The sequence below is a fragment of the Stappia sp. genome, assembly GCF_040110915.1.
Taxonomy (GTDB): Bacteria; Pseudomonadota; Alphaproteobacteria; order Rhizobiales; family Stappiaceae; genus Stappia.
In genome coordinates this window covers 26,605-53,084 of sequence record NZ_CP157793.1, presented here as the reverse complement: position 1 = coordinate 53,084, position 26,480 = coordinate 26,605, and the positions used below count along the sequence as shown (strand labels likewise).

28 protein-coding genes are annotated in these 26,480 nt (G+C 68.9%); 7 read left to right on the top strand and 21 right to left on the bottom strand.

What is annotated here, in order from left to right; all coding sequences use genetic code 11:
* Positions 1–15: 15 nt before the first annotated feature.
* The 3 genes from cpaB to ABL312_RS00220 form a co-directional block, all read right to left on the bottom strand.
* Positions 16–792 carry a Flp pilus assembly protein CpaB gene (cpaB, locus tag ABL312_RS00230; protein ID WP_349359362.1) on the bottom strand — a complete coding sequence of 259 codons (777 nt, stop codon included), beginning with the start codon at positions 790–792 and terminating at the stop codon, positions 16–18.
* A 308-nt stretch (positions 793–1,100) separates the two neighbouring features.
* Complete coding sequence (locus tag ABL312_RS00225) at positions 1,101–1,607, bottom strand: prepilin peptidase (protein WP_349359361.1); 507 nt, start codon at positions 1,605–1,607, stop codon at positions 1,101–1,103.
* Positions 1,608–1,797: 190 nt separating this feature from the next.
* Entirely contained in the window at positions 1,798–1,986 is a 189-nt protein-coding gene (locus ABL312_RS00220; RefSeq protein WP_349359360.1) for a Flp family type IVb pilin, read from the bottom strand.
* Positions 1,987–2,375: 389 nt separating this feature from the next.
* Here ABL312_RS00220 and ABL312_RS00215 point away from each other — a divergent pair, with 389 nt between their 5' ends.
* The 5 genes from ABL312_RS00215 to ABL312_RS00195 all read left to right on the top strand — a co-directional run bounded on the left by ABL312_RS00215 (position 2,376) and on the right by ABL312_RS00195 (position 6,965).
* Positions 2,376–2,876 carry a pilus assembly protein N-terminal domain-containing protein gene (locus ABL312_RS00215; RefSeq protein ID WP_349359359.1) on the top strand — a complete coding sequence of 167 codons (501 nt, stop codon included), beginning with the start codon at positions 2,376–2,378 and terminating at the stop codon, positions 2,874–2,876.
* Between the two features lie 48 nt (positions 2,877–2,924).
* Positions 2,925–3,515 (top strand): TadE/TadG family type IV pilus assembly protein, encoded by a 591-nt coding sequence (locus ABL312_RS00210; RefSeq protein ID WP_349359358.1) that lies wholly within the window; start codon positions 2,925–2,927, stop codon positions 3,513–3,515.
* A gap of 2 nt (positions 3,516–3,517) precedes the next feature.
* A complete protein-coding gene (locus tag ABL312_RS00205; RefSeq protein WP_349359357.1) occupies positions 3,518–4,120 on the top strand; it encodes a TadE/TadG family type IV pilus assembly protein in 603 nt (200 codons plus the stop codon).
* 224 nt (positions 4,121–4,344) lie between these two features.
* Positions 4,345–5,793, top strand: a complete 1,449-nt coding sequence (locus ABL312_RS00200) for a bifunctional enoyl-CoA hydratase/phosphate acetyltransferase (RefSeq protein ID WP_349359356.1) — start codon at positions 4,345–4,347, stop codon at positions 5,791–5,793.
* Complete coding sequence (locus ABL312_RS00195; RefSeq protein WP_349359355.1) at positions 5,790–6,965, top strand: acetate/propionate family kinase; 1,176 nt, start codon at positions 5,790–5,792, stop codon at positions 6,963–6,965. The genes ABL312_RS00200 and ABL312_RS00195 overlap by 4 nt, the downstream gene beginning before the upstream one ends.
* A 25-nt stretch (positions 6,966–6,990) precedes the next feature.
* On the opposite strand, the gene ABL312_RS00190 is transcribed toward ABL312_RS00195, so the two are convergent.
* Entirely contained in the window at positions 6,991–8,130 is a 1,140-nt protein-coding gene (locus ABL312_RS00190) for a PhnD/SsuA/transferrin family substrate-binding protein (protein WP_349359354.1), read from the bottom strand.
* A gap of 83 nt (positions 8,131–8,213) precedes the next feature.
* On the opposite strand from ABL312_RS00190, the gene ABL312_RS00185 reads away from it, so the two are divergent.
* The gene (locus tag ABL312_RS00185; protein ID WP_349359353.1) at positions 8,214–8,831 is read left to right on the top strand and encodes an HAD family phosphatase; all 618 of its coding nucleotides are present in this window, start codon (positions 8,214–8,216) and stop codon (positions 8,829–8,831) included.
* Positions 8,832–8,850: 19 nt separating this feature from the next.
* Here ABL312_RS00185 and ABL312_RS00180 read toward each other — a convergent pair whose 3' ends face one another.
* From ABL312_RS00180 to ABL312_RS00100, 17 genes are all read right to left on the bottom strand, one after another.
* A complete protein-coding gene (locus ABL312_RS00180; RefSeq protein ID WP_349359352.1) occupies positions 8,851–9,888 on the bottom strand; it encodes a histone deacetylase family protein in 1,038 nt (345 codons plus the stop codon).
* Between the two features lie 108 nt (positions 9,889–9,996).
* Positions 9,997–10,512, bottom strand: coding sequence for a TIGR02281 family clan AA aspartic protease (locus ABL312_RS00175; protein ID WP_349359351.1), 516 nt, complete (start codon positions 10,510–10,512; stop codon positions 9,997–9,999).
* A 184-nt stretch (positions 10,513–10,696) separates the two neighbouring features.
* Positions 10,697–11,620, bottom strand: a complete 924-nt coding sequence (locus ABL312_RS00170) for a PfkB family carbohydrate kinase (protein WP_349359350.1) — start codon at positions 11,618–11,620, stop codon at positions 10,697–10,699.
* A 48-nt stretch (positions 11,621–11,668) separates the two neighbouring features.
* The gene (gene upp / locus ABL312_RS00165) at positions 11,669–12,298 is read right to left on the bottom strand and encodes a uracil phosphoribosyltransferase (RefSeq protein ID WP_349359349.1); all 630 of its coding nucleotides are present in this window, start codon (positions 12,296–12,298) and stop codon (positions 11,669–11,671) included.
* A 225-nt stretch (positions 12,299–12,523) separates the two neighbouring features.
* Positions 12,524–13,537, bottom strand: a complete 1,014-nt coding sequence (locus tag ABL312_RS00160; RefSeq protein WP_349359348.1) for an adenosine deaminase — start codon at positions 13,535–13,537, stop codon at positions 12,524–12,526.
* A gap of 3 nt (positions 13,538–13,540) precedes the next feature.
* Positions 13,541–14,404, bottom strand: coding sequence for a phytanoyl-CoA dioxygenase family protein (locus ABL312_RS00155; RefSeq protein WP_349359347.1), 864 nt, complete (start codon positions 14,402–14,404; stop codon positions 13,541–13,543).
* A 40-nt stretch (positions 14,405–14,444) separates the two neighbouring features.
* On the bottom strand, positions 14,445–15,677 hold the full coding sequence (locus ABL312_RS00150) for a phosphopentomutase (RefSeq protein WP_349359346.1): 1,233 nt from the start codon (positions 15,675–15,677) through the stop codon (positions 14,445–14,447).
* A 70-nt stretch (positions 15,678–15,747) separates the two neighbouring features.
* The gene (gene deoA / locus ABL312_RS00145; RefSeq protein WP_349361484.1) at positions 15,748–17,070 is read right to left on the bottom strand and encodes a thymidine phosphorylase; all 1,323 of its coding nucleotides are present in this window, start codon (positions 17,068–17,070) and stop codon (positions 15,748–15,750) included.
* A 17-nt stretch (positions 17,071–17,087) separates the two neighbouring features.
* A complete protein-coding gene (deoC, locus tag ABL312_RS00140) occupies positions 17,088–17,864 on the bottom strand; it encodes a deoxyribose-phosphate aldolase (RefSeq protein ID WP_349361483.1) in 777 nt (258 codons plus the stop codon).
* A gap of 1 nt (position 17,865) precedes the next feature.
* Positions 17,866–18,678 (bottom strand): purine-nucleoside phosphorylase, encoded by an 813-nt coding sequence (locus ABL312_RS00135; protein WP_349359345.1) that lies wholly within the window; start codon positions 18,676–18,678, stop codon positions 17,866–17,868.
* Positions 18,675–19,082, bottom strand: a complete 408-nt coding sequence (gene cdd / locus ABL312_RS00130; protein ID WP_349359344.1) for a cytidine deaminase — start codon at positions 19,080–19,082, stop codon at positions 18,675–18,677. The genes ABL312_RS00135 and cdd overlap by 4 nt, the downstream gene beginning before the upstream one ends.
* Positions 19,082–20,056 (bottom strand): ABC transporter permease, encoded by a 975-nt coding sequence (locus tag ABL312_RS00125; protein ID WP_349359343.1) that lies wholly within the window; start codon positions 20,054–20,056, stop codon positions 19,082–19,084. The genes cdd and ABL312_RS00125 overlap by 1 nt, the downstream gene beginning before the upstream one ends.
* A gap of 7 nt (positions 20,057–20,063) precedes the next feature.
* Complete coding sequence (locus ABL312_RS00120) at positions 20,064–21,170, bottom strand: ABC transporter permease (protein ID WP_349359342.1); 1,107 nt, start codon at positions 21,168–21,170, stop codon at positions 20,064–20,066.
* Positions 21,167–22,702 carry an ABC transporter ATP-binding protein gene (locus ABL312_RS00115; RefSeq protein ID WP_349359341.1) on the bottom strand — a complete coding sequence of 512 codons (1,536 nt, stop codon included), beginning with the start codon at positions 22,700–22,702 and terminating at the stop codon, positions 21,167–21,169. Before ABL312_RS00115 ends, ABL312_RS00120 begins: the two co-directional genes overlap by 4 nt.
* Positions 22,699–23,646 (bottom strand): BMP family ABC transporter substrate-binding protein, encoded by a 948-nt coding sequence (locus ABL312_RS00110; RefSeq protein WP_349361482.1) that lies wholly within the window; start codon positions 23,644–23,646, stop codon positions 22,699–22,701. The genes ABL312_RS00115 and ABL312_RS00110 overlap by 4 nt, the downstream gene beginning before the upstream one ends.
* Before the next feature lie 255 nt (positions 23,647–23,901).
* Positions 23,902–24,897, bottom strand: a complete 996-nt coding sequence (locus tag ABL312_RS00105) for a BMP family protein (protein ID WP_374730162.1) — start codon at positions 24,895–24,897, stop codon at positions 23,902–23,904.
* Between the two features lie 32 nt (positions 24,898–24,929).
* Complete coding sequence (locus ABL312_RS00100) at positions 24,930–25,910, bottom strand: sugar-binding transcriptional regulator (RefSeq protein WP_349359340.1); 981 nt, start codon at positions 25,908–25,910, stop codon at positions 24,930–24,932.
* A gap of 122 nt (positions 25,911–26,032) precedes the next feature.
* On the opposite strand from ABL312_RS00100, the gene ABL312_RS00095 reads away from it, so the two are divergent.
* Complete coding sequence (locus tag ABL312_RS00095; protein ID WP_349359339.1) at positions 26,033–26,272, top strand: hypothetical protein; 240 nt, start codon at positions 26,033–26,035, stop codon at positions 26,270–26,272.
* The last annotated feature ends 208 nt before the right edge of the window (positions 26,273–26,480 follow it).

Genomic DNA, 26,480 nt, shown 5'->3' with positions numbered 1-26,480 from the left:
CCGTCCCCGCCCCGCTCATCGCTGTGTCTGCATCTGGCCGGTCACGCCGAACTTCACGAAGTTCACGCCGCCGCCGATCATGTCCGGCGCGGCGTCGTCCGCCGAATCCTGCACCGAGCGCAGCACCAGCGAGATCGTGCCGAGCTGCGAGGCCTGGGCGACCACTTCCGCCTGTGCGGGCGTCAGCTCCAGTGTCGCCGTCTGTCCCGGCGGCAGCGCCTTCTCGTCCTGTTCGCCGGCGGTCGTCGTGTCGATGGCCAGCACGCGCACGTTCTGCAGGATGGTCTCGCTGGTGAAGCTGTTGCCGCTGCGCTGGGCGCCCTGGCTGGTGAGGATCACGTCCACCTTGTCGCCCGGTAGGATGAAGCCGCCGGCGGCGGTCAACGCCTCGACGGAGACCGCGATGGCGCGCTTGCCCTTCGGCAGGATCGACGACATGAAGCCGCGGTCGCTGGCGATCAGCCGCTCCTCGCGCAGCGGTTCGCCCGCGTAGACCGGCGCCCGGGCGATGCGCCCCGCGATCTCACCGATCGCGTCCGGCCGCATGGAGCGCATGATCGCGTTTGTCGGCGCGAGTTCGCGCGGCCATTCGGTCCATTGCAGATCGCCGTCGGACACCTGTGCGCCGAGCGGAATGTCGACTGCGGCGACCAGCACCTCTTCCTTCTCGGTGGTCTCCTGGACGACGACCGGTGCGCCCGTCGGTTCCGGAGCGGGCGCCATCGCCATGCGCGCGACCAGCAGACCGGCCGCAAGCGACACACCGAGAATGGCCAATCGAGCGAGTTTCATGACAAGCTACCTGCACAACCGAGGGGGACCCTGCGGGACTCACGGACCCGGGATCGTTCTGACGGTACAGTGACAGGCAAATGGTCAAGACATGGTTAATCAGATATGAGCAATCTTGATGAAGCTACGTTAAACAAATCGCAAAGTGATGCTTGACGCATCGCGCGTTTGCATTTCGTTAATCTTTTTGGCAACGGGTACGGCGGAACAACGGGCCGTCACGACCTGGCGCACGACCGGAACGGCCACCGGAAATGCGGATCGCGGCCGTTGCTGTATCGAGGGTCGTCTTCAGGCGATGACGTTCGTCAGGCAAGCGCCTGGAACCACACGGTCTGCGGATAGACCTGGAGCGCGGCGATCGACAGCGCTATGCCATAGGGCACGCCGGACGTCCGGTCGTGCAGCCGCATCACCCATTCGGCCCGACCGAGCGGGGTCGGCAACACCGGCATCACGCGGAACATCACGATGCCGATGGTCAGGACAGCGCCATAGATCCCCGCGAGCGCGAGAAACGCCACCAGCTCCGGCGACCAGCCGAACCACAGGGCCACGCAGGTCAGGATCTTGGCGTCGCCGCCGCCCATCCAGCCCAGCGCGAAGAAGGTCATGCAGACGGCGAGCGCGAGTCCGGCCGCCGCGAGGTGAAACCCGATCTCGACGAGCCCTAGCCCGACGAAGGGCGCGAGCACCGCGAAGCCCGCGATCAGCAACAGCGACACGCGGTTGGGGATCGTCATCGTGAACAGGTCCGACGTTCCGGCGAAGGCCAGAAGGCACGGAAAGATCACGAGAAGGGCGGCGTCGAGCATTGTCCTTGACCTCTTTCCCGGCGCGGACGTCCGGTGTCCCTCGTCACCCGCTCATCGACACGAGGGACGGGCCAAGGGATCCCGGCTGGAAACGCAAACGGGCGGCGCAAGGCCGCCCGTTCAAGTGCACCGGGGCGGACGCGGTTCGCGATCTCGCGCCTCGTCGTCCCGCCCCGGATTGGCACCGGGCTTAGCTACCCGTGTCGACGGAAACGCCCGCCAGCGCATCGCGGACCTGGCCGAAGATGCCGGCGATCGAGTCGCCAGCCGCCGTCACGGCGGTGATGATGCCGATCGAGATCAGGCCGGCGATCAGGCCGTATTCGATGGCGGTCGCACCGGATTCGTCTTCCGCGAAACGCGCAAAGAGATTCTTCATGGTTGGCTCCTTACTTCCACTTGTTTTGACAGCACCACCTCGTCGGCCATTGTTTTGCATTTGCTTGGCCGTTCGAAGATGTTGCCACTATAGGAACCACACCTTGCTACAAGGTTAAATTTCGAAGGCGGGCCAAGGGAATATCAGCCGCAAGGTTCCATGGTTAATACTTTCTCGCCATTTTACCCTCGATTTTAACGATCCTCGAAAAGACCGGCGAGGCATGCGTCGCCGCCGTCTGCCGCCTTGCCGCGCGAGCCGGCGGCGAAGGGGAGGCCCGCACCATTAACGCTGTTCGCGGATTGCGGCAGGCTCGATGCGGGCGTTAGCGGTTCCTTCACCAATCTCCTTCACCTTCGGGTAGGTTTTCTTCGAAGGAGACGATCCAGATGGCGTCCTGTTCCCCGATTTCGCGGCTCGTCCTCTTAGGTGCACTCGCGCTCGGCGTCAGCCTTGGTGGGAGCCTTGGCGGGGGCGCGATTTCCGCGCAGGCCGAGCAGGCGGCGGTTCACGTCATGACCGATCGCGCCAAGGTGTTCCGCATCGACGCGCCGGCCGACACGGTGATCGTGGGCAACCCGGCGATTGCCGACGTCACCATGTACGACCGCATGACGGTGGTGGTGACCGGCAAGCTCTTTGGCACCACCAATCTGGTCATCCTCGACGCCGAGGGCGAACCGATCATCGACGAGGTGATCACCGTGACGGCACCGGAGTCCGATCTCGTCACCGTGCATCGCAACACCGCGCGCACCTCCTATTCCTGTGCGCCGCTGTGCGAGCCCGTGCTGCGCGTGGGCGACGCCGAAGCCAGGTTCGACCTTACCTCCAAGCAGTCCCAGGCCCGCACGCAGATGTCCGAGCGGGCCGCCGGGATCGGCCAGTAAGCGGGCGGCCGCATCGCTCGGCGGGCTGAGGACGGGACACGAGACACCATGCAGGCACGGGGCAGCAGCGACGCGGACAGCACGCACCGCCGGCGCAGGCGCCGGCGACGCTTTGGCGCGGTCCTGCGCGACCGCTCCGGCACGACCGCCATCGAATTCGGCTTCGTGGCCATTCCCTTCTTTCTGCTGCTGTTCGGCCTGATCGAGATCGGTCTCTCGCTGTTCGCCGACCAGGTGCTCAACAATGCCGTGATGGATGCGGCGCGCACGATCCGCACCGGCCAGGCGCACAAGAACGGCTTCGACGCCGGCGCCTTCAAGCAACAGGTCCTGCGCAACATGTCGGGCTTTCCCGTCAGCGAGAACCGGCTGATCATCGATGTGGAGACCCTCGACAGCTTCTCCGGCTTTTCCGCCAAGCCGCTGATCGAGGACGGCGAGGTCACCGACGACACCGGCTACGACCACGGCGGCGCCGGCGATATCGTCATCGTGCGCGCCATGTACCGCTGGCCGATGGTCTCGTCGCTGATGAAGACCAATTACGCGGATCTCGATTCCGGCGACCGGCTGCTCGTCGCCACCCAGGTGTTCCGCAACGAACCCTTCCCCTGGTCCACGCAGAAACCGGGAGGCTGAGGATGCTGTCGCGGTTCACTCACGGACGGGACCATCCGACACGCCCGCGCCGGATCGGTTTCAGACGCCGTTTCTCGCGCGACCGGCGGGGCGTGGCGGCGGTGGAATTCGCCCTCGTCCTGCCCTTCATGCTTCTTCTGTTTCTGGGCATGATCGACATGAATTCCGCGCTGACCGTCGACCGAAAGGTCAGCCAGGCGACCCAGTCGCTCGCCGATCTCGTGTCGCAGACCGACCGGCTCACCAACGCCCAGATCAACGACCTGCTGAGGGTGTCGGAGGCGGTGCTCGATCCCTATCCCAGCGCGCCGCTGAAACTCGTGGTCGCCAGCATCCGCATCCATGACGTGAACAAGCCGCGCGTGGAGTGGAGCCGGGCGTCGCACACCGCCGCCTGGGCCACCAACACCGCGCCGCCGATCCAGATCCCCGACGCCCTGACCCAACAGAAGGGCAGCTATCTGATCGTGACGCACGCAAGCTACGCGCATCGCCCGAGCTTCGCCGCGATCCTGAAGGACGTGTTCGACACCGACACGATCACACTGGAAGACACATATTTCATGCGTCCGCGCGTCAGCACCAGCGTCACCTGCTGCAACTGATCCGCCCCGCCGCCGGCGGGCGCGCGATGCGGGCAAGTCCGGATCGCGGCTTTACGTAGCCTGTGCTTCACTTCACCTTCATACCCTTGTCGTAAACCGCAGCCGGACCCGGGAACAACCCGGGCCGCGCCCTTGCAGGCACCGTCTTGCGGGGGCCCGTGGAGGAAGCCCACCCGCGTTCAGCCGTGCCCCGGACGGGCGCGCGCGACAAAGGACTTGCGATCATGGCCACGAACCGCACCTATGACGAGCTCGAGATCGGCGAAAGCGCGTCGCTCACCCGCATTCTCACGCCGAACGACCTGTTCGTCTTCGCGCATGCCTCGGGCAACATCAATCCGGTCCACATCCCCGACATCGACTGGAACGGCGACGGCCAAAAGGACGACCCCGTGGCGCCGTCCATGTGGGTCGGCGCGCTGATCTCCTCCGTTCTCGGCAATGTGCTGCCCGGCCCCGGCACGGTCTACCGCAGCCAGACCTTCAATTTCCGCGACCGGGTGCATCTGGGCGACAAGCTCAGCGTCACGGCCACCGTGGTGGAGAAGCAGGCCGACCGGGTCGTGCATCTCGAGACGCGCGTGGCGCGCTCCGACGGGACGGTGATCGCGGACGGCCGCGCCATCGTCGTCGCGCCGGAAACGCGCATCACCTTCGATCCGGCGGAGCTGCCCGGCATCCTGGTCGAGCGCCATCAGCATTTCGACCGCCTCACGGAGCTTGCCGCGACCGTGCCGCCCCTGCCCGTCGCCGTTGTCGCGCCCGACGATCCGAATGCGCTCGGCGGCGCGCTGCTGGCCGCGCGCGAAGGTCTCATCACGCCCATCCTGGTCGGCAACGCCACGGCAATCGCGGCAACCGCGAAAGAGATCGGGGCCGACCTCACCGGCTTCGAGATCGTCGACGAGCCAACCGAGGACAAGGCCGCCGCGCGTGGCGTCGCGCTCATTCACGAGGGGCGGGCCCGGGCCCTGATGAAGGGCCACCTGCACACCGACACGCTGCTCAGGCACATCGTCAAGCGCGACGGCGGCCTGCGCACCGGCAAGCGTCTCAGCCACTGTTTCGTGATGGACATTCCAGGCCGCCCCTCGCCGGTCATCATCTCGGACGCGGCGATCAACATCGCGCCGGACCTCGCCGCCAAGGTCGACATCGTGCAGAACGCCATCGACATGGGCCGCGCGCTCGGCATCACGGAACCCAAGGTCGGCATCCTTTCCGCCATCGAGACGGTGAACCCGGCGATGCAGTCCACCATCGACGCCGCCGTCCTGTCGAAGATGGCGGAACGCGGCCAGATCCGCGGCGGCATCGTCGACGGGCCGCTCGCGATGGACAATGCCATCGACGTGCAGGCCGCGAAGACCAAGGGCATCACCTCGCTGGTCGCCGGACGCGCCGATGTGCTGATCGCGCCGAACCTGGAGGCCGGCAACATGCTGGCGAAGGAACTCACCTTCATCGCCCATGCCGAGGCGGCCGGCCTGGTCATCGGCGCCAGCGTGCCGGTGATGCTGACCAGCCGCGCCGACGATGAACGCGCGCGCCTCGCCTCCTGCACGCTGGCGATCCTCTACGACCACTGGCTGCGCAACGGCGCGCCGCTCGCCCCCTTCGACGCCCCGCTCCCGCGCACGGACGCGGAGCCGAAGGCGGAGGCGGCCCAGTGAGCGACGCGGCGCATCTTCTCGTTCTCAATGCCGGCTCCTCATCGATCAAGGTCCAGCTCTTCGAAGACGAGCGCTCGATCCTGCGCGGCCAGATCGACGGGCTCGGCACGGATCCGCATTTCACCCTGCACGATGCCGAGGGCGCGGTGCTCGCCGACCGCGCCCTCAGCCCGTCCGAAGGCGCCTGCCACGACAGCGCGCTGACGGTCATCGTCGACTGGATGCGGCGGGAGCGGCCGGACGTGCGCGCCGCCGCCATCGGCCACCGGGTGGTGCATGGCGGACCGCAGTTCGGCGATCCGGTGCTGATCGACGATGCGGTGCTGGAGACGCTCGCCGGGCTGATCCCGCTGGCGCCGCTGCATCAGCCGCACAATCTGTCGGGCATCCGCGCGGCGCGCGCCGCCTTTCCGGGCCGCCCGCAGGTCGCGTGTTTCGACACCGCCTTCCATCGCGGCCATCCGCGCGTTGTCGATACCTTCGCCCTGCCTGGCCACTTCTACGACGAGGGCGTGCGGCGTTACGGCTTTCACGGCCTGTCCTACGAGTATATCGCCGGGCGTCTCGCCGAGATCGCGCCGGAGCGGGCGCAGGGCCGCGTCGTCGTCGCGCATCTGGGCAACGGCGCCTCGATGTGCGCGCTGAGCGGTGGCAGGAGCGTGTCCTCGACCATGGGCTTTTCCGCCCTGGACGGCCTGCCGATGGGCACGCGCAGCGGCCAGATCGACCCCGGCGTGCTGCTCTATCTGATGCAGGAAAAGGGCATGGACGGCGACGCCATCGCCGATCTGCTCTATCACCGGTCGGGCCTCAAGGGCCTGTCGGGCGTGTCCTCCGACATGCGGGCGCTGGAAGCCTCCGACGCGCCGGAGGCAGCCCTTGCCATCGACCATTTCGTGCTGCGCATCCGCCGCGAGGTCGGCGCGCTCACCGCCCTGCTCGGCGGGCTCGACGCCTTGGTGTTCACCGGCGGGATCGGCGAGCACTCGGCCACGGTCCGCGCGAAGGTCTGCGCCGACATGGGCTGGCTCGGCATCGCGCTCGACGCATCCGCCAACGCCGACCATGCGCTGCGCCTGTCGCCGGAGGGCGCGGCCGTCGCGGTCTATTGCATCGCGACCGACGAGGAGCGGATGATCGCCCGCCACACGCGCCGCCTGATCGCGACCTGACGGGGCGCGACGGCGCGGGCACGGTTCAGCGTCCGCCACCCAGCGGCCGCAACCGGCCGGGCGCCGTCTCGTCTTGACGCGACCCGATGGCGAGAACCGGCGCGAAGTCCGCATGCGTCACCGGCAGGAAGCCGTGGGGCGACACGCTCTTCAATCCGTCGTCCGCCTCCAGATCCGCCTCGAACACCAGAAGTTCGGTGATGGCGCGGCGAATGTCGTCCGGGATCTCCCGGCGCACGACATGGGGCCCGTGCGGCACCTGCGCCGAGGTCCACACGATCCGCAAGGCCGCAGCCCCCGGTCCCTCCGCCTCCGCCAGACGCCGCAGCGTGCCGCGTGTGTAGCCCGTGGCCGGATCGCCGCGCAGCGACGACCAGCCGAAGGCGACATCGGCACGCCCGGCGAGCACCGCGCGGGCGGCGGCAAGCGAGCCCTCGTGCGCGATGCGCTCGGCGAAATGGGTTTCGGGATCGAACCCGAGCTCCGCCAGGGCGGCCAGCGGCAGCCGCGTTCCCGCCGTCGACCAGGGCCCACCGGTGGCCAGCCGCGCGCCCTTCAGGTCCGCGAGATCCTCAAAGGGGCTGTCGGCGCGCACCAGCGCCACCGCGTGCCAGCCGGCCGCCCCGTCGTGGCTGCGCGGCGCGACCAGCGGCACCACGCAGGCGCAGTCCCGCCAGGCATCGGCATAGGCGGTGGCTGAGAGCGGCGCGTAGTCGATCTCCCCGCGCAGCAGGGCCGATTTGACGCGCGCGAGATCGGAATAGGCGATCAGATGCACCGGCACGCGCAAACCCCGTTCGAGCGCGGCGCGGAACGGCTCGGCCACGCGAAACGCCTCGGCGCTCGGGTCGAGCACGAGGCCGATACGCAGAACCGGCAGGCGCGCGAGGCGCTGCGCGTCGAAGGAGGGTGGGGTTACGTCGGCGGCCGGCGCATCCGCCTCCGTCGCGTTGTCCTCCATCGCATCGTCTGGGCCCGGGTCGGTCCCGACCGCGCTCTCCGCTTCCGGGTCGTTTGCTGCTCCGCTCTCTGGCCCGCTCTCTGGCCCGACGGGGTCCTGCCAGGGCACGATGTGCGGCGGCATCTCCTGCGCCCGTGCACCGGACGTCGTCGGCCCGGACGCGGCGAGCGCGAGCGTCATCACGATGACAAACATCCGCGCCATACCGCACGCCACCTGCGCACCGGCACGCCGCAGTGCGTTTCGTCTCGCCATCGTCCTCTCAACGCGCCTCATCGGGAGCCATCATGCCACGCCAGCCGGACACGGTCGTCTTCGATATCGGCAATGTGCTGATCCGCTGGGATCCCCGGCATCTGTATCGCAAGCTGTTCGCCGACGAGGCGAGCTTGACGCATTTCCTCACCCATGTCTGCCCGCCGGAGTTCAACCTCGATTTCGACCGCGGCCGGCCCTTCGAAGAGGGCATTGCCGAGCGAATCGCGCTTTTCCCCGAGCATGCCGACGCCATCCGCGCCTGGGACACGCGCTGGCAGGAGATGGTGCCGGGCCCGATTTCCGGCAGCGTCGCGCTGCTCGAGGCATTGCGATCCGCCGGCGTGCCGCTTTATGCGATCACGAATTTCTCCGCGCCGAAATTCGCCGAGTGCCGGCACCGCTTTCCCTTTCTCGACACGGCGTTTTGGGATGTGGTCGTCTCGGCGCATGAGGGCGTGCTGAAGCCGGAGCCGGCGATCTACGAGATCCTTTTCACCCGCAACGACCTCGATCCGGCGCGCACGGTCTTCATCGACGACAGCCCGGCGAATGTGGCCGGCGCGCGGGCCGCCGGCATGACGGCGCTCCACTTCACCGATCCGGATCGGCTGCGCGCCGACCTCCAGGCGCTCGGCTTCGCCGTGTGAGCGCCCGCCCGGTGCGGCCTCAGCCGCGTTGCCCGGCGAAACCCGCGAGCGCGTTCACGCAATTGACGCCCAGCGCATCGACCGCATAGCCGCCCTCCATGACGAAGACCGTCGGCAGGCCGGCGGCGGCGAGCCGTGCGCCCATGCGCGTGAAGTCGTCGCTGGTCAGGCGGAACTTCGAGATCGGGTCGCGCTCGTACGGGTCGAGGCCGAGCGAGACGATCAGCGTGTCCGGACGGTGCCGGGCGATACGCTCGAGGCTCGCCTCGAGCGCTGCCGACCAGATCGTCCAGTCGGCGCCCAGTTCCAGCGGGTAGTTCGCGGTGAAGCCCGCGCCGGCGCCGGCCCCCGTCTCTTCCGCATGGCCGAGAAAATAGGGGTATTCCTCGCGCGGATCGGCATGGATCGACAGGAACAACACGTCCGCGCGCTCATAGAAGATCGACTGCGTGCCGTTGCCGTGATGATAGTCGACATCCAGCACGGCCACGCGCTCCGCGCCGGCATCGATCAGCCACTGGGCGGCGATGGCCGCGTTGTTCAGGAAACAATAGCCGCCGTAATAATCGGCCGCCGCATGGTGCCCGGGCGGGCGGCAGAGCGCGAAAGCCGCCTGCTCGCCGCCGGCCACAAGGCGGGCGGCGGAAAGCGCCGCATTGGCGCTGTCGCGGGCGGCGGCAAACGTGTGCTCGCCCATCGGCGTGCCGGCATCGAAGGAAAAGCGCCCGAGCAGACCGTCGATGTGATCGGGCGCCGGTTCGGTGCGCAGGCCCCGCACCGGCCAGACGAAGGGAAAGGCCTCGCCGGAGCGTCCCGCATTCGTCCAGCGCGTCCAGAAGCTCGCCAGAAAGTCGAGATACGCGGGATCGTGCACGCGCTTCAGCGGGTCCAGGCCGAACTCGTCCGGCGCCAGCACCGGGCCGAGACCGGCGGCGGCGACATGATCGCGCACGATCTCGGCACGCGCCGGGATCTCCACCGCCGGCTGCAACGCCCCGTCGGAAATCTCATGGGTGGGATTGTGGGCGAGTTGCCCCTCGGAAAAGAAGGTCTTCATGCGCAGCCGATCCAAACCGTGTCCGTCCCGCTGGGATAGCCGTCGCGGCGCACGCCCGCAAGGCGGTTCGCGCACAGGATGTGGGCAGACGGCGACTGCGCGGCGCGTCTACTGGATCAGCCTCATGGTTCCCGAGCGGATATCCACCGTGCGCAGCCGGTTCAGCGCCGACATGCCGATCAGCGGGATCGCCAGCGCCCCTTGCGGCAGCACCAGCGCCTCCACGTTGGTCAGCCGGATGCTGCCGAGGCGCAGCTCGCGCAGGCGCACCGGCGCGCCCATCACCACGCCGTTCGCGGTGTTGACCCGCATGGTGTAGTCGGTGGCGCGCGGCGCGATCCCGGCCTGGCGCGCGACCTCGAGCGGCAGCGCGACCGTGGACGCCCCCGTGTCGATCAGCGAGCGCACCGGTCGGCCATTGATATGCGCGCTGACCTCATAGTGCCCGTTGCCGGCCGCCTTCAGCACCAGCGTCCGCATCCCGCCGGAGGTCGCGTCCGTCTGCCCGGCGGCGACATCCCGGTCCGTGCCCGCGGCCACGAGCGCGACGAGATCGTCCGCATGGCGCGGCACGAGTGCGGCCAGTCCGATCACGAGTGCCGCGATGATGAGATAGCGTGTCATGTCGCCCGCCCGCGCGGCTCCCTTCGCCCGTGTGGCCGTTTTCATTCCGGCGCGCGCCCATGCGCCGTAGAAGCGAAGGCTACACGCGGGCCGGTCACGACCGGGTAAATGCCGGCGGAAAACACGCGATCAGGGTTTGCGAAGGGTTAGGACGCCGTGGATTTTTGTTGCGGTCCCGCGCGGGTCAAACGGGGTCCGCCTCGCAGGTGAGCGTGTCGGCGAGGGCTGCAATGGCGGACGCATCCGGCGCACTGGTCTGCGCGCCGGTGGCCGTGCAGGCGAGCGCACCCGCCGCAGCCCCCTCGCGCAGCGCCCGCTCGATCTCCGCGCCGCGGTCGAGCGCGGCGGCGAGCGCCCCGACGAAGGCATCGCCCGCGCCGGTGGTGTCGACCACCTCGACCGCGGGCGCCGTCAACCGCCAGCGCCGCGCTCCCTTGCGCGCGACCAGCCCGCGCCCGCCGAGGGTCACCACCGCCAGCCGCTCGGGGCCGGCCAGCGCGGCGCATTGGTTTTCCGCGACCGGCGTTTCCACAGCCCCGCGCGCGGCGGCAAGCTCTCCCGCCTCGCCCTCGTTGGCGACCACCACGTCGACCGCGTCGACCAGCGGCGCCAGCGCCGCATCGCCGGAGGGCGCGGCATTGAGCAGCACCCGCGCGCCGATCCGCTTCGCGCGCACGACCGCCTCCTCGATGGGCCCGGGGGACAATTCGCGTTGCAGGACCAGCAGATCGCCGGCGGCGAGCCGCCCGTCGAGCCAGTCGGCCGCGACGCGGGCATTGACGCCGCTGGCGCACATGATGAGGTTTTCGCCGGCCGGGTCGACGCCGATCATGGCAAGCCCGGTGGTGCCTTCGAGCCGGCGTACCCCGTCGAGATCGACGCCGCCGGCCGTCAGATTGGCCAGCGCCGCCTCGGCATGACCGTCGGTCCCGACCGCGCCGACAAGGCGCACCTCGGCGCCGGCGCGGGCGGCGGCCAGCGCCTGATTGGCGCCCTTGCCGCCGGCGAAGATCTGGTGGTCGGGGCCGACCACCGTTTCCCCGGGCGCCGGCAAACGCGGCAGCGCCACCACCAGATCCAGATTGATCGAGCCGAAGACGGTGATCATGGCGCTCTCCCCCGGTCCGGTCGCACGGCCGACTTTTGCGCAGCCGGCCTATTTGGTGCCGTACATCCGGTCGCCGGCATCGCCGAGACCGGGCAGAATATAGCCCTTCTCGTTCAGCCGCTCGTCGATGGCCGCCGTGACGATCGGCACGTCCGGGTGCATCTCGTTGAACTTGGCGATGCCCTCGGGCGCGGCCAGCAGGCAGACCATGCGCAGATTCACCGCGCCGCGCTCCTTCAGCCGCTGCACGGCCGCGATGGCCGAATTGGCGGTCGCCAGCATCGGATCGACCACGACCACGAGCCGCTCGTGAAGATCCTCCGGCGCCTTGAAGTAGTATTCGACCGGCTGCAGCGTCTTGGGGTCGCGATAGAGCCCGATATGCGCCACGCGCGCCGCCGGGACCAACTCCAGCATGCCCTCGAGCAGGCCGTTGCCGGCGCGCAGCACGGAGGCGAAGACGAGCTTCTTGCCCTCGATGATCGGCGCCGACATGGGCTGCAGCGGCGTCTCGATGTCAATCTGCGTCATCGGCAGGTCGCGCGTCACCTCATAGGCCAGAAGCACCGCGATCTCGCGCAACAGGCGGCGAAACCCTTGCGTCGAGGTGTCCTTCATCCGCATGTGGGTGAGCTTGTGCTGAACCAGCGGATGGTCGATTACGGTTGCCCCGGTCATGTCGCGCCTCGTCGTGCCTGTCGTCTTCTTCCGACGTCGTCTCTTTTTTGCAGACGTCGTCTTGTCTTGCGTGTCTTGTCTTGCGTGTCTGGTCGTCAGTCTTCGGCGAACGCGCTGAGCCGCGCGCCCGCACCTGGTTCGTTCTAGATCAACCGCTCCCGCCGCGAAACACGCTTGGGCGCGAAAAAGCGGGGACGACGCGCCCCGCCCCCTTGCAGCCGCGCCTTAACGTCGGCCGGCGGCGGCCTCGGCCTCGGCGAGGCGGGCGAGCAGCCCGTTGCGCGTGCGCGGATCGCAGAAGGCGGCTTCGAGCGCGGTGCGGGTCAGCTTGAGCTGATCGACCCTCGACCAGCCAAAGGTCTCCGCGCAACTCGCGTATTCGCGGCCCAGGGAGGTTGCGAAGAACGGCGGATCGTCGGAATTGAGCGTGATGCGGCAGCCGGCGCGGCGCAGCAGGTTGACCGGGTGAAAGCGCAGCGCGCCGTAAAGCCCGAGCGCCAGATTGGAGCCGGGGCAGACCTCCAGCACGATCTTTTCGCGCACCAGACGCTCCACCACGGCCCGGTCCTGGATCGCCCGCACGCCGTGGCCGATGCGTTTCACCTGCAGGAAATCGAGCGCGGCGGTCACGCTCTCGGGACCTGCAAACTCGCCGGCATGGGCGGTGAGCCCGAGCCCCGCCTCGCCCGCCATGCGAAAGGCGCGGGCGAAATTCGCCGGATGGCCCTCGCGCTCGTCGCCGGCCAGTCCGAAGCCGGTCACCAGCGGATGCGGCGCGCTCGTCACCTGACGCACCGCCTGTTCCACCGCCCGGGCGCCGAAGTGGCGCACGCCGATGGCGATCATGCGCGCCTCGATGCCGGTCGCCGCGCGCGCCCGCTCGATGCCCTCGGCGAGCCCGGCGACATAGTCGCGATAGGACAGGCCGGCCCCGGCGGCGTGATCGGGCGAAATCGTCAGCTCCGCGTAGATCGCGCCCTCGGCGGCGATGCCGCACAGGTAGCTCTCACTCAGCTCCGCATAGTCCTGCGGGGTGCGGAAGACGCGGCTGGCGCGGTCGTAAGCCGACAGGAACGAGGCGAAATCCTCCCAGCGATAGCCGCCGCTGTCGTCGAACAGCCCCGCGACATCTACCTGATAGCGCTCGGCCAGACGGCGCACCAGATCGGGCGGCGCCGCGCCCTCGATGTGCACGTGGAGCTCGGCCTTGGGCAGCGGTCGCGCGTCCGGCTCCGCCATGCGTCAGAAACCGCGCATGGGGTTTTCGAGGGCCCGCGTCAGCCAGTTGTCCGGCGACCAGCGGGCGGAGGCATCCACCATGTGCAGCGCATAAGCCGCGCGCGAACGCGGCGAGCGGTTCGGCGCGGAACGATGCGGCACCAGCCCGTGCAGGACCACCAGCGTGCCCTTCGGCGCGATCAGCGGCACATCCGCGCCGAAGGGTGTCTCGTCCAGCGTCTCCATGCCGAGCCCCGTGCCGTCATGGCGAAAGCGCTGGCGCAGCGGGCCGCGATGGCCGCCCGGCACGCCGAGCAGTCCGCCGTTCGTCTCGTCGGCATCCTCGAGCGCGAACCAGAAGCCGGTGCAGGTCATCGGCTCGGTGTGCAGGAAGGTGGAATCCTGGTGGCAGCCGACCTCGCCGCCGATCTCCGGCGGCTTGAAGATATACATCGACTGGGCGAGCAGCGGCGCCCCCAGCCCGAGATCGCCGGCGGTGCGGGCAAGCCGCGGATCCCTGGAAAACGCCTCGAACACCGGATCGAGATCATGCAGCGCGTGGCCGACCTTGTTGAGCGCGGCGTGTTTCGGCCGGGTGAGACGACCGTCCGCGTCGAAGGCCTCCTCCTCGAAGAAGAAGCGGATCTTGTCGCCGCTTTCGCGGAAATAGCGGTCGCGGGCGTGGGACTGCGCGCCGGTCTCGAAGACGGACGCATTCTCCGCCGGATCGAAGGCATCGATCAGCGCCGACATGCGATCGCGCAAGGCGTCGCAAGCCTCGGCGCTCTTGTAGCCGGTGAGCACGAGAAAGCCGTCCTGCGCATAGGCGGCCTTCATCTCTTGCGCGAGGCCGCCGTCCGGTGTCGCGGCGAAGCTGCGTGCGCTCATGTCCCCTCCCCAGATGCCTGTTCGGCAGGGTTCCTGCCTATCACAGAAACGATGTGCCGTGGCGGCCCTTCGCCAGACCGAGATGCGCGGCCAGCGTCTCGCCGATGTCGGCGAAGGTCTCCCGCACGCCGATGCCCGTCGCCGCCAATCCGGGACCAAATCCGGCACCGGTTCCGATCACCGGCACGCGCTCGCGGGTGTGGTCCGTGCCCCGCCAGGTCGGGTCGCAGCCGTGATCGGCGGTGAGCAGCAGCAGGTCGTCCGGCGCGAGCCGGTCGAGCATTTCCGGCAGGCGGCGGTCGAAGGCTTCGAGTGCGGCCGCATAGCCGGCGACATCCCGGCGGTGGCCGTAGAGACTGTCGAAGTCGATGAAATTGGCAAAGACGAGATCGCCGTCGCCGGCCCGGTCGATGGCCTCCAGCGTCTTGTCGAAGAGCGCGTCGTTGCCCGCGCCCTTGAGGATTTCCGACACGCCCTGATGGGCGAAGATGTCGGCGATCTTGCCGATGGTCCAGGTCCTGCGCCCGGCCGCCACGGCCCGGTCGAGCAGGGTCGGTTCGGGCGGCAGCACCGAATAGTCGCGCCGGTTGGCGGTGCGGGTGAAGGTCTCCGCCGTCTCGCCGGTGAAGGGGCGGGCGATCACCCGGCCGATGTTGAGCGGGTCGACCAGCTCGCGCACGATCTCGCACAGGGCATAGAGCCGCTCGAGCCCGAAGTGATCCTCATGCGCCGCGATCTGGAAAACGGAATCGGCGCTCGTATAGCAGATCGGCTTGCCGGTGCGGATGTGCTCGGCGCCGAGCTCCGCCACGATTACCGTGCCCGAGGCGTGACAGTCGCCGAGAATGCCGGGCAGATCGCCTTTCTCGACGATGGCCGCCACGAGGTCCGGCGGAAAGGCGGGCACCGTGTCGGGGAAATAGCCCCAGTCGAAGGCGACCGGAACGCCGGCGATCTCCCAATGCCCGGACGGCGTGTCCTTGCCGCGCGAGGTTTCGCTGGCCGCGCCCCAGATGCCTTGCGGCGCCACCCCGGTATCGAGCCCCGCCGGCGCCGTGCCGCTGGCCAGTTCACCGGCACGGGCAAGGCCGAGGCGTACCATGTTCGGCAGCGCCAGCGGCCCGGCGCGCAGGCCCGCACGGTCGGCCTCTCGGGCAGCGCAGGCGGCGGCGATATGGCCGAGCGTATTGGCACCCGCGTCGCCGAAGCTTTCCGCGTCCGGCGCCCCGCCGATGCCGAAACTGTCGAGTACGCACAGGATTGCGCGAGCCATCTGGCATTTCCCCCTGATCGGTCGCGGGTGCTTTCGCCCGCGTTTCAAGTCCCGGCGCCGTAACGCGGTCTCACGCCTGCGGCGCGATGCGTCCGGCGATCACCGGCCGGTCGTCGACCTGCGCCGCCGCGCCCACCCGATAGGCCGCGCGCACCATCTCGCCGGCGCGCGCCGCCGCGTCCTCGCTGGCGGCGTGCACGATGGCAAGCGGCGCATCCGCATCGACCGTGTGCCCGACGCCGGCGAGATGCGTCAGCCCGACCGCCGGATCGATCCGGTCGCTCGGCCGACGGCGTCCGCCGCCAAGCTCCACGACGGCCACCCCCACCGCGCGGGCATCGACGCCGAGGACGGTGCCGGGCGTGTCCGGATAGACCGCGCGTTCCACAGGCGCGGTCGCGAGATGCGCGTCCGCGCGCTCCATGAAATCCGCCGGCCCGCCGAGCGCGGCGACCATGCGGCCGAAATGCTCGGCCGCCGCGCCGCTGTCGAAGGCCCGGCGCATCGCCGTGGCGCCTTCCTCCGCGGTTTGCGCGAGCCCGGCGATCACCAGCGCCTCGGCACCGAGCGCCACCGTCACGTCGAACAGCCGGTTGTCGATCTCGCGGCCGGTGAGGAAATTTACCGCGTTCTTCACTTCCAGTGCATTGCCGGCGGCCGAGGCCAGCGGCTCGTTCATGTCGGTCAGAAGCGCGGTGGTGCGGCAACCCGCCCCGTTAGCGACCGTCACGAGACTGTCGGCGAGCGCGCGCGCCTCCTCCAGCGTGCCCATGAAGGCGCCGGTGCCCCACTTGACGTCGAGCACCAGCCCGTCGAGCCCGGCGGCGAGCTTCTTCGACAGGATCGAGGCGGTGATCAGATCGATGCTCTCCACCGTGCCGGTCACGTCGCGGATCGCGTAGAAGCGCTTGTCGGCCGGCGCGAGATCCGCCGTCTGGCCGATGATCGCGCAGCCCACATCCGCCACCACCTTGCGAAACAGCGCGTTGTCCGGCTGCGTCGTATAGCCGGGGATCGCGTCGAACTTGTCGAGCGTGCCGCCGGTGTGGCCGAGCCCGCGTCCGGAGATCATCGGCACGGCGAGCCCGCAGGCGGCAAGCGCGGGAGCGAGCATCAGCGAGACATTGTCGCCGACCCCGCCGGTCGAATGCTTGTCGATGACCGGCCGGTCGAGATCCGACCAGTCGAGCACCGTCCCGCTGTCGCGCATGGCAAGCGTCAGCGCGACGCGCTCGTCCCGCGTCATCTTGCGGAAGAAGATCGCCATGGCGAGGGCCGCGACCTGACCCTCGGTCACCGTCTCGTCGGCGAGGCCCTTCACGAAGACCCCGATTTCCTCGGCCGTCAGCGTGCCGCCGTCGCGCTTCTTGCGAATGAGTTCCTGTGCAAGCATGGGGGCGAGCATGACGTTCAGTACCCCTCGCCCGCGTCCGCGGCCCGACCGTCCAGCGCGGCCAGGAGCGCATCGAGCAGGCCGCTTGCGCCGAAGCGGAAGGTCGCCGCCGACACCCAGTTGGCGCCGAGGATCCGGTCGGCGAGCGCCAGATAGCGGGCCGCGTCGGCCACGGTGCGAATGCCGCCGGCCGCCTTGAAGCCGACCGTGCCTCCATGCTCGCGGCGCACCTCCTCGATCACCGTCAGCATGACCTCGGCGGCCTCGGGCGTCGCGTTGACGGCGACCTTGCCGGTCGAGGTCTTGATGAAATCCGCGCCCGCGCCGATCGCCACATCCGAGGCGGCATGGATCAGCAGCGGATCGCCGATCTCGCCCGTCTCCAGAATGACCTTCAGCAGCACGTCGCCGCAGGCGGCCTTGACGCGGCGGATCTGTTCCTCGGCGAAGCCGCGCCGCCCGGCGACGAAGGCGCGATAGGGCATGACGAGATCGATCTCGTCCGCCCCGTCGGCGACCGCCTGGCGCGTCTCGGCGACGACCGCCAACGTGTCGTCGCCGCCGGCGGGGAAGTTCACCACCGTCGCGACCTTCACGCCCGTGCCGGCAAGCGCCGTCTTCGCCTGGGCCACGAAACGCGGCCACAGGCACACGGCCGCGACCGCGCCATGCGGCGTCACCGCACGCGCGCACAGGGCCGCCACGTCGTCCGGCGTGCAGGCGTCGTCGAGGTTGGTGAGATCCACGAGCGGCAGGGCGCGGGCCGCGACCGCGCGGGCGGCGTCTGCGGACAACTCAGTCATTTGCAAGATCCTTCACGAAGCGGCGGATCAGCGTCTTGAGGCCGTCGACGGCGGTGAGCGCCGTCGCCTTGGTCTCGTCATGCGAGAGCGCATGCGCCTGCAATCCGGCGCCATAGTTGGTGATGGTGGAGATGGCGGCGACCCGGAGCCCCAGAAAGCGGGCGAGGATGACCTCGGGCACCGTCGACATGCCGACCGCGTCGGCGCCCAGCGTCCGCGCCATGCGGATTTCGGCCGGCGTCTCGAAGGAGGGGCCGGAAAACCACATGTAGACGCCCTCGCCGAGACGCAGGCCCGCCGCGCGGGCCGCGTCGACGAGGCGGGCGCGCAGGTCCGGATCGTAGGCCGCGCTCATGTCGAGAAAGCGCGCCTCGTCCTCCTCGCCGATCAGCGGGTTCATGCCCGACCAGTTGATGTGATCGGTGATCAGCATCGGCGACCCCGGCACCAGATCCTCGCGCAGCGATCCGGCGGCATTGGTCAGAAGCACGGCGTCGCAGCCGAGCGCCTTCAGCGTCTCCATCGGCGTGCGCATCACGTCCGCCTGGCCGCGCTCGTAATAATGCGCCCGCCCCGACAGCACCACGACGGGCAGGCCCTCCAGCGTGCCGGCGATCAGCTCGCTGCCATGGGAGGACACGGAGGACACCGGGAAGCCCGGCAGATGCGTGTAGGGCAGCCGCACCGCGTCCTCGATTTCCGCGCCCAGCGCGCCGAGGCCGGAGCCGAGCACCAGCCCGAGCCTGTAGGTGCCGGGGCGCGCGGCGCGCACCTGTTCGGCGCATTCGGGTCCATAGCCGCTCATCGGTCGCCATCCTGTCGGTCGTGCAGTTGGAATTTCGCCGGCAACAGGTCGGCGAGCGTGAAGCTGCGGCGCAGGCCGGCGGTGTCGCAGATGTGGACCGGGGTCGCGTCGCCGGCGAATTCGGCCAGCCGCTGCCGGCAGCCGCCGCAGGGCGTGCAAAGGGCGGCATCGGCGACGACGGCCACCTCGACCACATCGCGCGCGCCGGCCGTGACCATGGCGCCGAGCGCCGAGGTTTCCGCGCACCAGCCTTCGGGATAGCTGGCGTTTTCCACGTTGCAGCCGGCGAAGATCCGCCCGTCTCGGGTCAGCACCGCCGCGCCGACGGCGAAGCCGGAATAGAGCGCATGGGCGTTCTCCCGCGCGACCCGGGCGGCGGCGAAGAGCTCGTCGAACCGGCTCATCACGAGCGTTCCTTCACATAGGCCGTGCCGCCGGCCCTGGGCGGGACGGCGCGGCCGATGAAGCCGGCGAGCAGCACCACGGTCAGGATGTAGGGCAGCGCCTGGATCGCCTGCACCGGCACCTCGCCGATGCCGGGAACCTCCTGCCCCTGAAGGCGGATCGCCGCGGCATCGAGGAAACCGAACAGCAGGCAGGCGAACATCACCGGCACCGGCTTCCACTTGGCGAAGATCAGCGCGGCCAGCGCGATGAAGCCCTTGCCCGCCGTCATGTCCTTGATGAAGCCCGCCGACTGGGCAATCGACAGATAGGCCCCGGCCGCCCCGCACAGGAGGCCGGTGCAGATCACCGCGCGGTAGCGCAGCCATGTCACCGAGATGCCGGCCGTGTCCACCGCCGCCGGGTTCTCGCCGACGGCGCGCAGGCGCAAGCCGAAGCGGGTGCGAAACAGCACCCACCACGACAGCGGCACGGCGCCGAAGGCCACATAGACGAGGATGTTGTGCCCCGACAGAAGCTCCGAATAGACGAGGCCCAGCACCGGCACGTCGGCCACCGCCTCGGCGAAGGGCAGCTCGATATTGGCAAAGCGCGCCTCGCCGGTGACGGGCGGCGTGCGTCCGCCCTGGCGGAACCAGTCCTGCCCGAGCAGCGCGGTCAGGCCGATGGCGAGGAAGTTGATCGCCACGCCCGACACGATCTGGTTGCCGCGATGGGTGATGCAGGCAAAGCCATGCACCAGCGCGAGCGCGATGGAGACGAGGATGCCGGCGCCGAGCCCGATCCAGGCGGAGCCGGTGACGGCGGCGGCGGCTCCGGCGGCGAAGGCCGCACCCAGCATCTTGCCCTCCAGCCCGATGTCGAAGACGCCGGAGCGCTCCGAGAACAGGCCCGCGAGCGCGGCCAGCAGCAGCGGCGTGGAGAGCCGCACCGTGCTGTCGAGAATGAGGATCAGGGTGTTGAAACTATCCATGCCATCCTCACGCGGGGCGCCTGGCGGGCGCGGCGAGCACGCCGAACAGCCGCAGAAGGGCGGGGCGGAACATGTGCTCCAGCGCGCCGGCGAAGAGGATCACCAGCGCCTGGATCACGACGATCATGTCGCGGGTGATCGCGGGCATCTCGAAGGCGAGTTCCGCGCCGCCCTGGTAGAGCATGCCGAACAGGATCGCGGCGAGCAGGATGCCGACGGGATGCGCGCGCCCCATCAGCGCCACCGCGATGCCGACGAAGCCGTAGCCGGAGACGAATTCGATCAGCAGACGGTGCTGCGAGCCCATGATCTCGTTGACCGCCATCAGCCCGGCGAGCCCGCCGGAAATCAGCATGGTGACGATGGTGATCCGCACCGGCGAGATGCCGGCATAGACGGCCGCCGTCTGGTTGGCGCCGAAGGTGCGGATCTCATAGCCGAGTTTCGTGCGCCAGATCAGCACCCAGACGAGCGCGCAGGCGGCAAGCGCCAGCAGGAAGGAGAGGTTGACCGGCGCGGAGCCGAAATCCACCCCCGGCAGGATGCTGTCGAGCATCGGCAGCCGCCCGCCCGCCTCGAAGGTGCGGGTCTCGGGCTGCATCGAGCCTTCCTTCGCCATCACGTTGACGAGCAGATAGACCATCAGCGAGGCGGCGATGAAGTTGAACATGATGGTGGTGATCACCACGTGGCTGCCGCGCTTGGCCTGCAGCACCGCCGGGATGAAGGCCCAGGCCGCGCCGAAGGCGGCGGCGCCGGCCACGGCGAAGGGCAGCGTTACCCACCAGGGCACGAAACGGTCGAGCGCCAGACAGGCGAAGGCGACGCCGAGCCCGCCGATATAGGCCTGCCCCTCGCCGCCGATGTTGAACAGGCTGGCGTGAAAGGCGACCGCCACCGCCAGCCCCGTGAAGACGAAATTGGTGGCGTAGAACAGCGTGAAGCCGATGCCCTCGTTCCAGCCGAGCGCGCCCCAGACCAGGATCTTCACCGCCTCGATCGGGTTTTCGCCGATCAGCAGCACGACGAACCCCGACACGACGAAGGCCGCCGTCACGTTGATCACCGGCATCAGGACGTAATCCGCCCAGCGCGGCAGATGCCCCGCACTCATTCCGCAGCCTCCTGAGTCGCGCCCGCCATCAGCATGCCCAATTCGCTCTCCGCCGCTTCCGGCGCCCGTTCGCCGACGATCCGCCCGTCGAACATCACAAGCACGCGGTCGGCAAGCGCGCGCACCTCGTCGAGTTCGACCGAGACGAGCAGGATACCCTTGCCGGAATCCCGCAATTCGATCAGCCGCTTGTGAATGAACTCGATGGCGCCGATGTCGACGCCGCGCGTCGGCTGGCCGACCAGCAGCACCGCCGGGTCGCGCTCGATCTCGCGCGCCAGCACGATCTTCTGCTGGTTGCCGCCCGAAAACCCGGCCGTCTTCAGCATGCAGTCGGGCGGGCGGATGTCGTATTTCTCGATCTCGGCGCGCGCGGTCGCACGGATCGCGTCGAGATCGAGAAAGGCGCCGCGCCCGTAGGCCGGGTCGCGGTGATAGCCGAGGATGGCGTTTTCGTATTCGGAGAACTTGGTCACCAGCCCCATGCGGTGGCGGTCCTCCGGCACATGCGCCAGACCGTGCGCGCGCATGTCGGCGGCATCCACCCGCGCCCGCGCAAGATCGATCCGCGTGCCGTCGATCGTCACCGTGCCGGTCTCGGCCGCGCGAATGCCGGCAATCGCCTCCAGCAGTTCCGACTGGCCGTTGCCCGACACGCCGGCGATGCCGACGATCTCGCCGGCCCGCACGGTGAGCGACACGTCCTTCACCACGTCGACACCGCGCCCGTCGCGCACGGTCAGCCCGTCGACCTCGAGAACGGGTCCGGCCGGGACGGCCGGCGTCTTGTCGACGCGCAAGAGCACGCGGCGGCCGACCATCAGTTCGGCCAGTTCCCCCATCGAGGTGCTGGCCGTGTCGCGGGTCGCGACCATCTCGCCGCGGCGCATCACCGAGACCTGATCGGTCACCGCCATGATCTCGCGCAGCTTGTGGGTGATCAGCAGGACCGTCTTGCCCTCGTCGCGCAGCACGCGCAGGATCCGGAACAGGTGATCGGCCTCGGCCGGGGTCAGCACGCCCGTCGGCTCGTCCAGGATCAGCACCTCGGCGCCGCGAAACAGCGCCTTGAGGATCTCCACCCGCTGCTGCAGGCCGACCGGCAGGTCGCCGGTGATCGCGTCCGGGTCGACCTTGAGCTCATAGTCGGTCTCCAGCCGCTTCAGTTCCTTGCGCGCCGCCGCGATGCCGCCGCGAAGCAGCGCGCCGCCCTCCGCGCCGAGCACCACGTTTTCCAGAACGGTGAAGTTCTCCACCAGCATGAAGTGCTGATGCACCATGCCGATGCCCTGGGAAATCGCCGCCTGGCTGGAGGGGATCGACACGGGCTTGCCCGCGATGCGGATCTCGCCGGCGTCGGCCTGGTAGAAGCCATAGAGGATCGACATCAGCGTCGACTTGCCGGCGCCGTTTTCCCCGACGATGCCGTGGATCGAGCCCTTTTTGACCTTCAGATCGATGGCCTTGTTGGCATGCACCGCGCCGAACCGCTTGTCGATGCCGGCAAGCTCGATGGCAAGCGGCGCGCTCATAGCGGACAGGCCCCTTGCGTGACGGTGTCGTGCACGGCGACGGTCCCGTCCGCGATCGCCGCTTCGGCCGCGCGCGCGGCGCGTTCCATCTCCGGCGTGATCAGCGCGCGATTGTGGTCGTCGATCACCCAGTCCATGCCGCCCTCCTTCAGGCCGAGCACCTGGATGCCGGGCGTCCAGTTGCCGTCCATCGCATCCTTGAAATTGGTGTAGACGGCCGTGTCGACCCGCTTGCGGATCGAGGTCAGGACCTTGCCCGGATGCAGGCCGTTCTGGTTGCTGTCGGTGCCGATGCCCAGCACATCCGCGTCGGCGGCCGCCTGCAGCACGCCGATCCCGGTGCCGCCGGCCGCCTGGATGATGACATCCGCGCCCCGGCCGATCTGGGAGCGCGCCAGTTCGGCGCCGCGCGCCGGATCGGCGAAGGCGGCGGGCGTGTCGCCGGCCATGTTGAAGAGCACCGTCACGTCCTGCGAGACCGAGGCCGCGCCCTGCCTGTAGCCGCACAGGAAGCGGCGGATGATGGGAATATCCATGCCGCCGACGAAGCCGATGGTGCCGGTCTTCGACGCGAGCGCCGCCAGAACCCCGGCGATATAGGCGCCCTCCTGCTCGCGAAACACGGTGGAGCGCACGTTGGGCGCGTCGACCACCATGTCGACGATGGCGAAATTCGCGTCCGGAAAATCGGCGGCGGCCGCCGCCACGGCGGAAGCCTGGTTGAAGCCGATGGCGACGACCGGGTCGGCGCCGCGCGTCGCGAAGCTGCGCAGAGCCTGCAGGCTGTCCGCGTCGCGCGCGATCTCGAAGTCGCGGTAGCTTGCGCCGGTCTCCTCGGCGAAGCGTTCCGCGCCCCGCCAGGCGGCCTCGTTGAAGGAGCCGTCGAACTTGCCGCCGACGGAATAGACCAGCGCCGGTTCGGCCCGCGCGCCGACCGCGGCCATGGCGATCAGCGCCGCCGCCACGCAGGCCGTCCAGGTTCCGCGCCAGGTTGCGCTCAAGGTCGCGCGCCGGATTTTGCGCCAAGTCCCGCCCATGTGGCCCTCGCCTGTCGAAAGGGTGTCGCCCGTCGGATGCCGTCTGCCGGATGCCGGCCGTCAGATGGCTTCAATCGGGCGACGTGGGGTGTCGTTCCTCGGGTGTCGGGTCGCCGCCCCGCCGGAACCGTGGCGGGGCGGCCGTGCCGATGACCGGCTGCCTCAGAACGGGCAGTCCTGGGTCGCCATGTAGTCATGCACCTCGATCTTGCCGGCGATGATGTCGGCCTTGGCCTGATCGACCGCCGCCTTCATCTCCGGCGTGATCAGCGCCTCGTTGTGCTCGTCGAGCGCCCAGTCGACGCCGTCCTCGGCGAGCCCCAGCGAATAGAAGCCGGAGGTCCACTTGCCCTCGCGCGCGTCGTTGAAGGCGGTCGCCACGGCCACGTCCACGCGCTTGACCATGGAGGTCAGCACCTGTCCCGGATGCACCGCGTTCTGGTTGCTGTCGACGCCGATGCCGAGCTTGCCGGCGTCGGCGGCCGCCTGCAGCACGCCGAGACCGGTGCCGCCGGCGGCATGATAGATCACGTCCGCGCCGCGATCGATCTGCGACTTGGCGAGTTCGCCGCCCTTCACCGGGTCGGTCCAGGCCGCCCCCGTGGTGCCGGTCATGTTCTGGAACACTTCTGCATCCGCCTTGGTTTCCAGCACGCCCTGCTTGTAGCCGCAGGCGAACTTGCGGATCAGCGGAATGTCCATGCCGCCGACAAAGCCGACCTTGCCGGTCTCCGACGCCATCGCCGCGAGCAGGCCGACCAGATAGGAGCCCTCATGCTCCTTGAAGACGATGGAACGCACGTTCGGCAGGTCGACCACCATGTCGACGATGGCGAACTTGGTCTCGGGGAACTCCTGCGCCACCTTCTCCAGCGCATTGGCGTGCGAGAAGCCGATGGCGATCACCGGATTGGCGCCGCGCCTTGCGAAATTGCGCAGGGCCTGCTCGCGCTGGCTGTCGTTCTGGATCTCGAAGTCGCGGTAGTCGATCCCGGTCTCTTCCTTGAAGCGCTCCGCGCCCGTGTAGGCCGCCTCGTTGAACGACTTGTCGAACTTGCCGCCGAGATCGTAGACCACCGCCGGCTGGATGTCCTCGGCGAGCGCCGACCCGGTGAGAAGCGCCGCCGCCGCGACGCCGAGAATTACCTGTTTCATCATCCCAAATGCCTCCACCTGTGATCCGTCCGGCCTCATGCCGAACGGACAGTCCGTGCTTGCGCCGACGCGGCCAGGGCACGGCCCAGACCCTCGTCGACGATCAGGTCCGTGATCAGCCCCGCGCGCAATGCCGCCCGCGTGGCCTCCACCTTGCTCACGCCGCCGGCGAGCGCCACGACGCGCGCGCCACGCACCGCCTCGAACGGCAGGCCCACGGCCTTGTCGCCGAGGCGCGCCTCGACCAGCCGCCCCTCCGCGTCGATGAAGCGACCCATGAGGTCGCACACCGCGCCGGAGCGGATCAGATCCGCCTGTTCCTCGCGCGAGATCAGATCGCGGCGAATGAGATGACTGTCGTCGCCGACCGAGCCGATGCCGATGACGAAGAGATCGGAGGCACGCGCGCGCTCCAGAAGCGCCTGTACGCTGCGCTGGGACAGGAACATGTCCCGCTCGCCCGGGCTTTCGGCAAGATAGGGAACGGGCAGATAATAGCCCTCGCCGCCGGTGCCTTCGGCGAGCTGCTGCACGACATCGAAGGGATTGGCCGACAGCTTGCGCGTCAGCGAGCCGGAGATCGACACAATCGAGAGATCCGGCCGCTGGATCGGCGGCATCAGCTCGACCGACGCCTTCAGGGTGCGGCCCATGCCGACCCCGAGTTGCCGGATCGCCGTGTTGGACAGGAGATTGGCGAGATGCGGTCCGGCCACGGAGGCGATGGCGCGGATCTCCGGTTCCTCGTCCGCAGCCCCCGCGATCTCCGGCGCGATCAGGCAGGAGGACAGGCCATGCTCGGCCGCGAGCGCCGCCTCGATCTCCAGACATTCGGACGGGCGCCCGGCGATCTGGAAGCGGACCAGGCCGGTCTTCTGGGCATGGGCGATCAGGCGGTGGACCTTGGCGTTGGAAATCCCCAGACGCGACGCGATCTCGCCCTGCGTGGCGCCGCCGACGAACGACATCCACGCGGCACGAATGGCCATGTCCGTGGTCCAGTCGGCCTCTTTCATGGCCGCGCCCGCCTCCCTCGCCCTGTTTCGGGCCTTGTCGCCGCGCTGCGCTTGCGCGCGGCAGGTCACCCTGTTGTCACGAAAAATTCTTCACGTCTTGTGATTTCTTTCATAAAGACTGCATGAGCACAGGCGCGAGGTCAAGCGCCAAGCACGCGGTGCGCGGCCATTCCATCCCTGCGCCCGCCCTGCCCGCGCCCCTGCACGCCAGCCCGGATGCCACCTGGACCGCGCAGGCCGCCAGCGCACCCGCTGCACGGATCCTGACCAACCCGCCCGGATTGTCGGCAAAAAATGCCGCAAGGGAAGGCACTTTCTTCCCCTTCAGGAAATTGCAGATTGCAAGCGCCGTTCGCGAATGAAACGCAGAGTTTACAGACCTTCTTTTTGGATTTTTCGAACCGCGACCTTTCTCCCGAATACTTAGCCTTTGCCACAACAGCGTATTTTCGGGAAACGACTTTCCGGAGGCGACGTCGCGCGACACTCGCGACGGCCAGATCGCGGCATATGGCACGGCGATTGCCATGCCATGACACAACGATGACATCGCCGGCGGGCGGGCGGCAC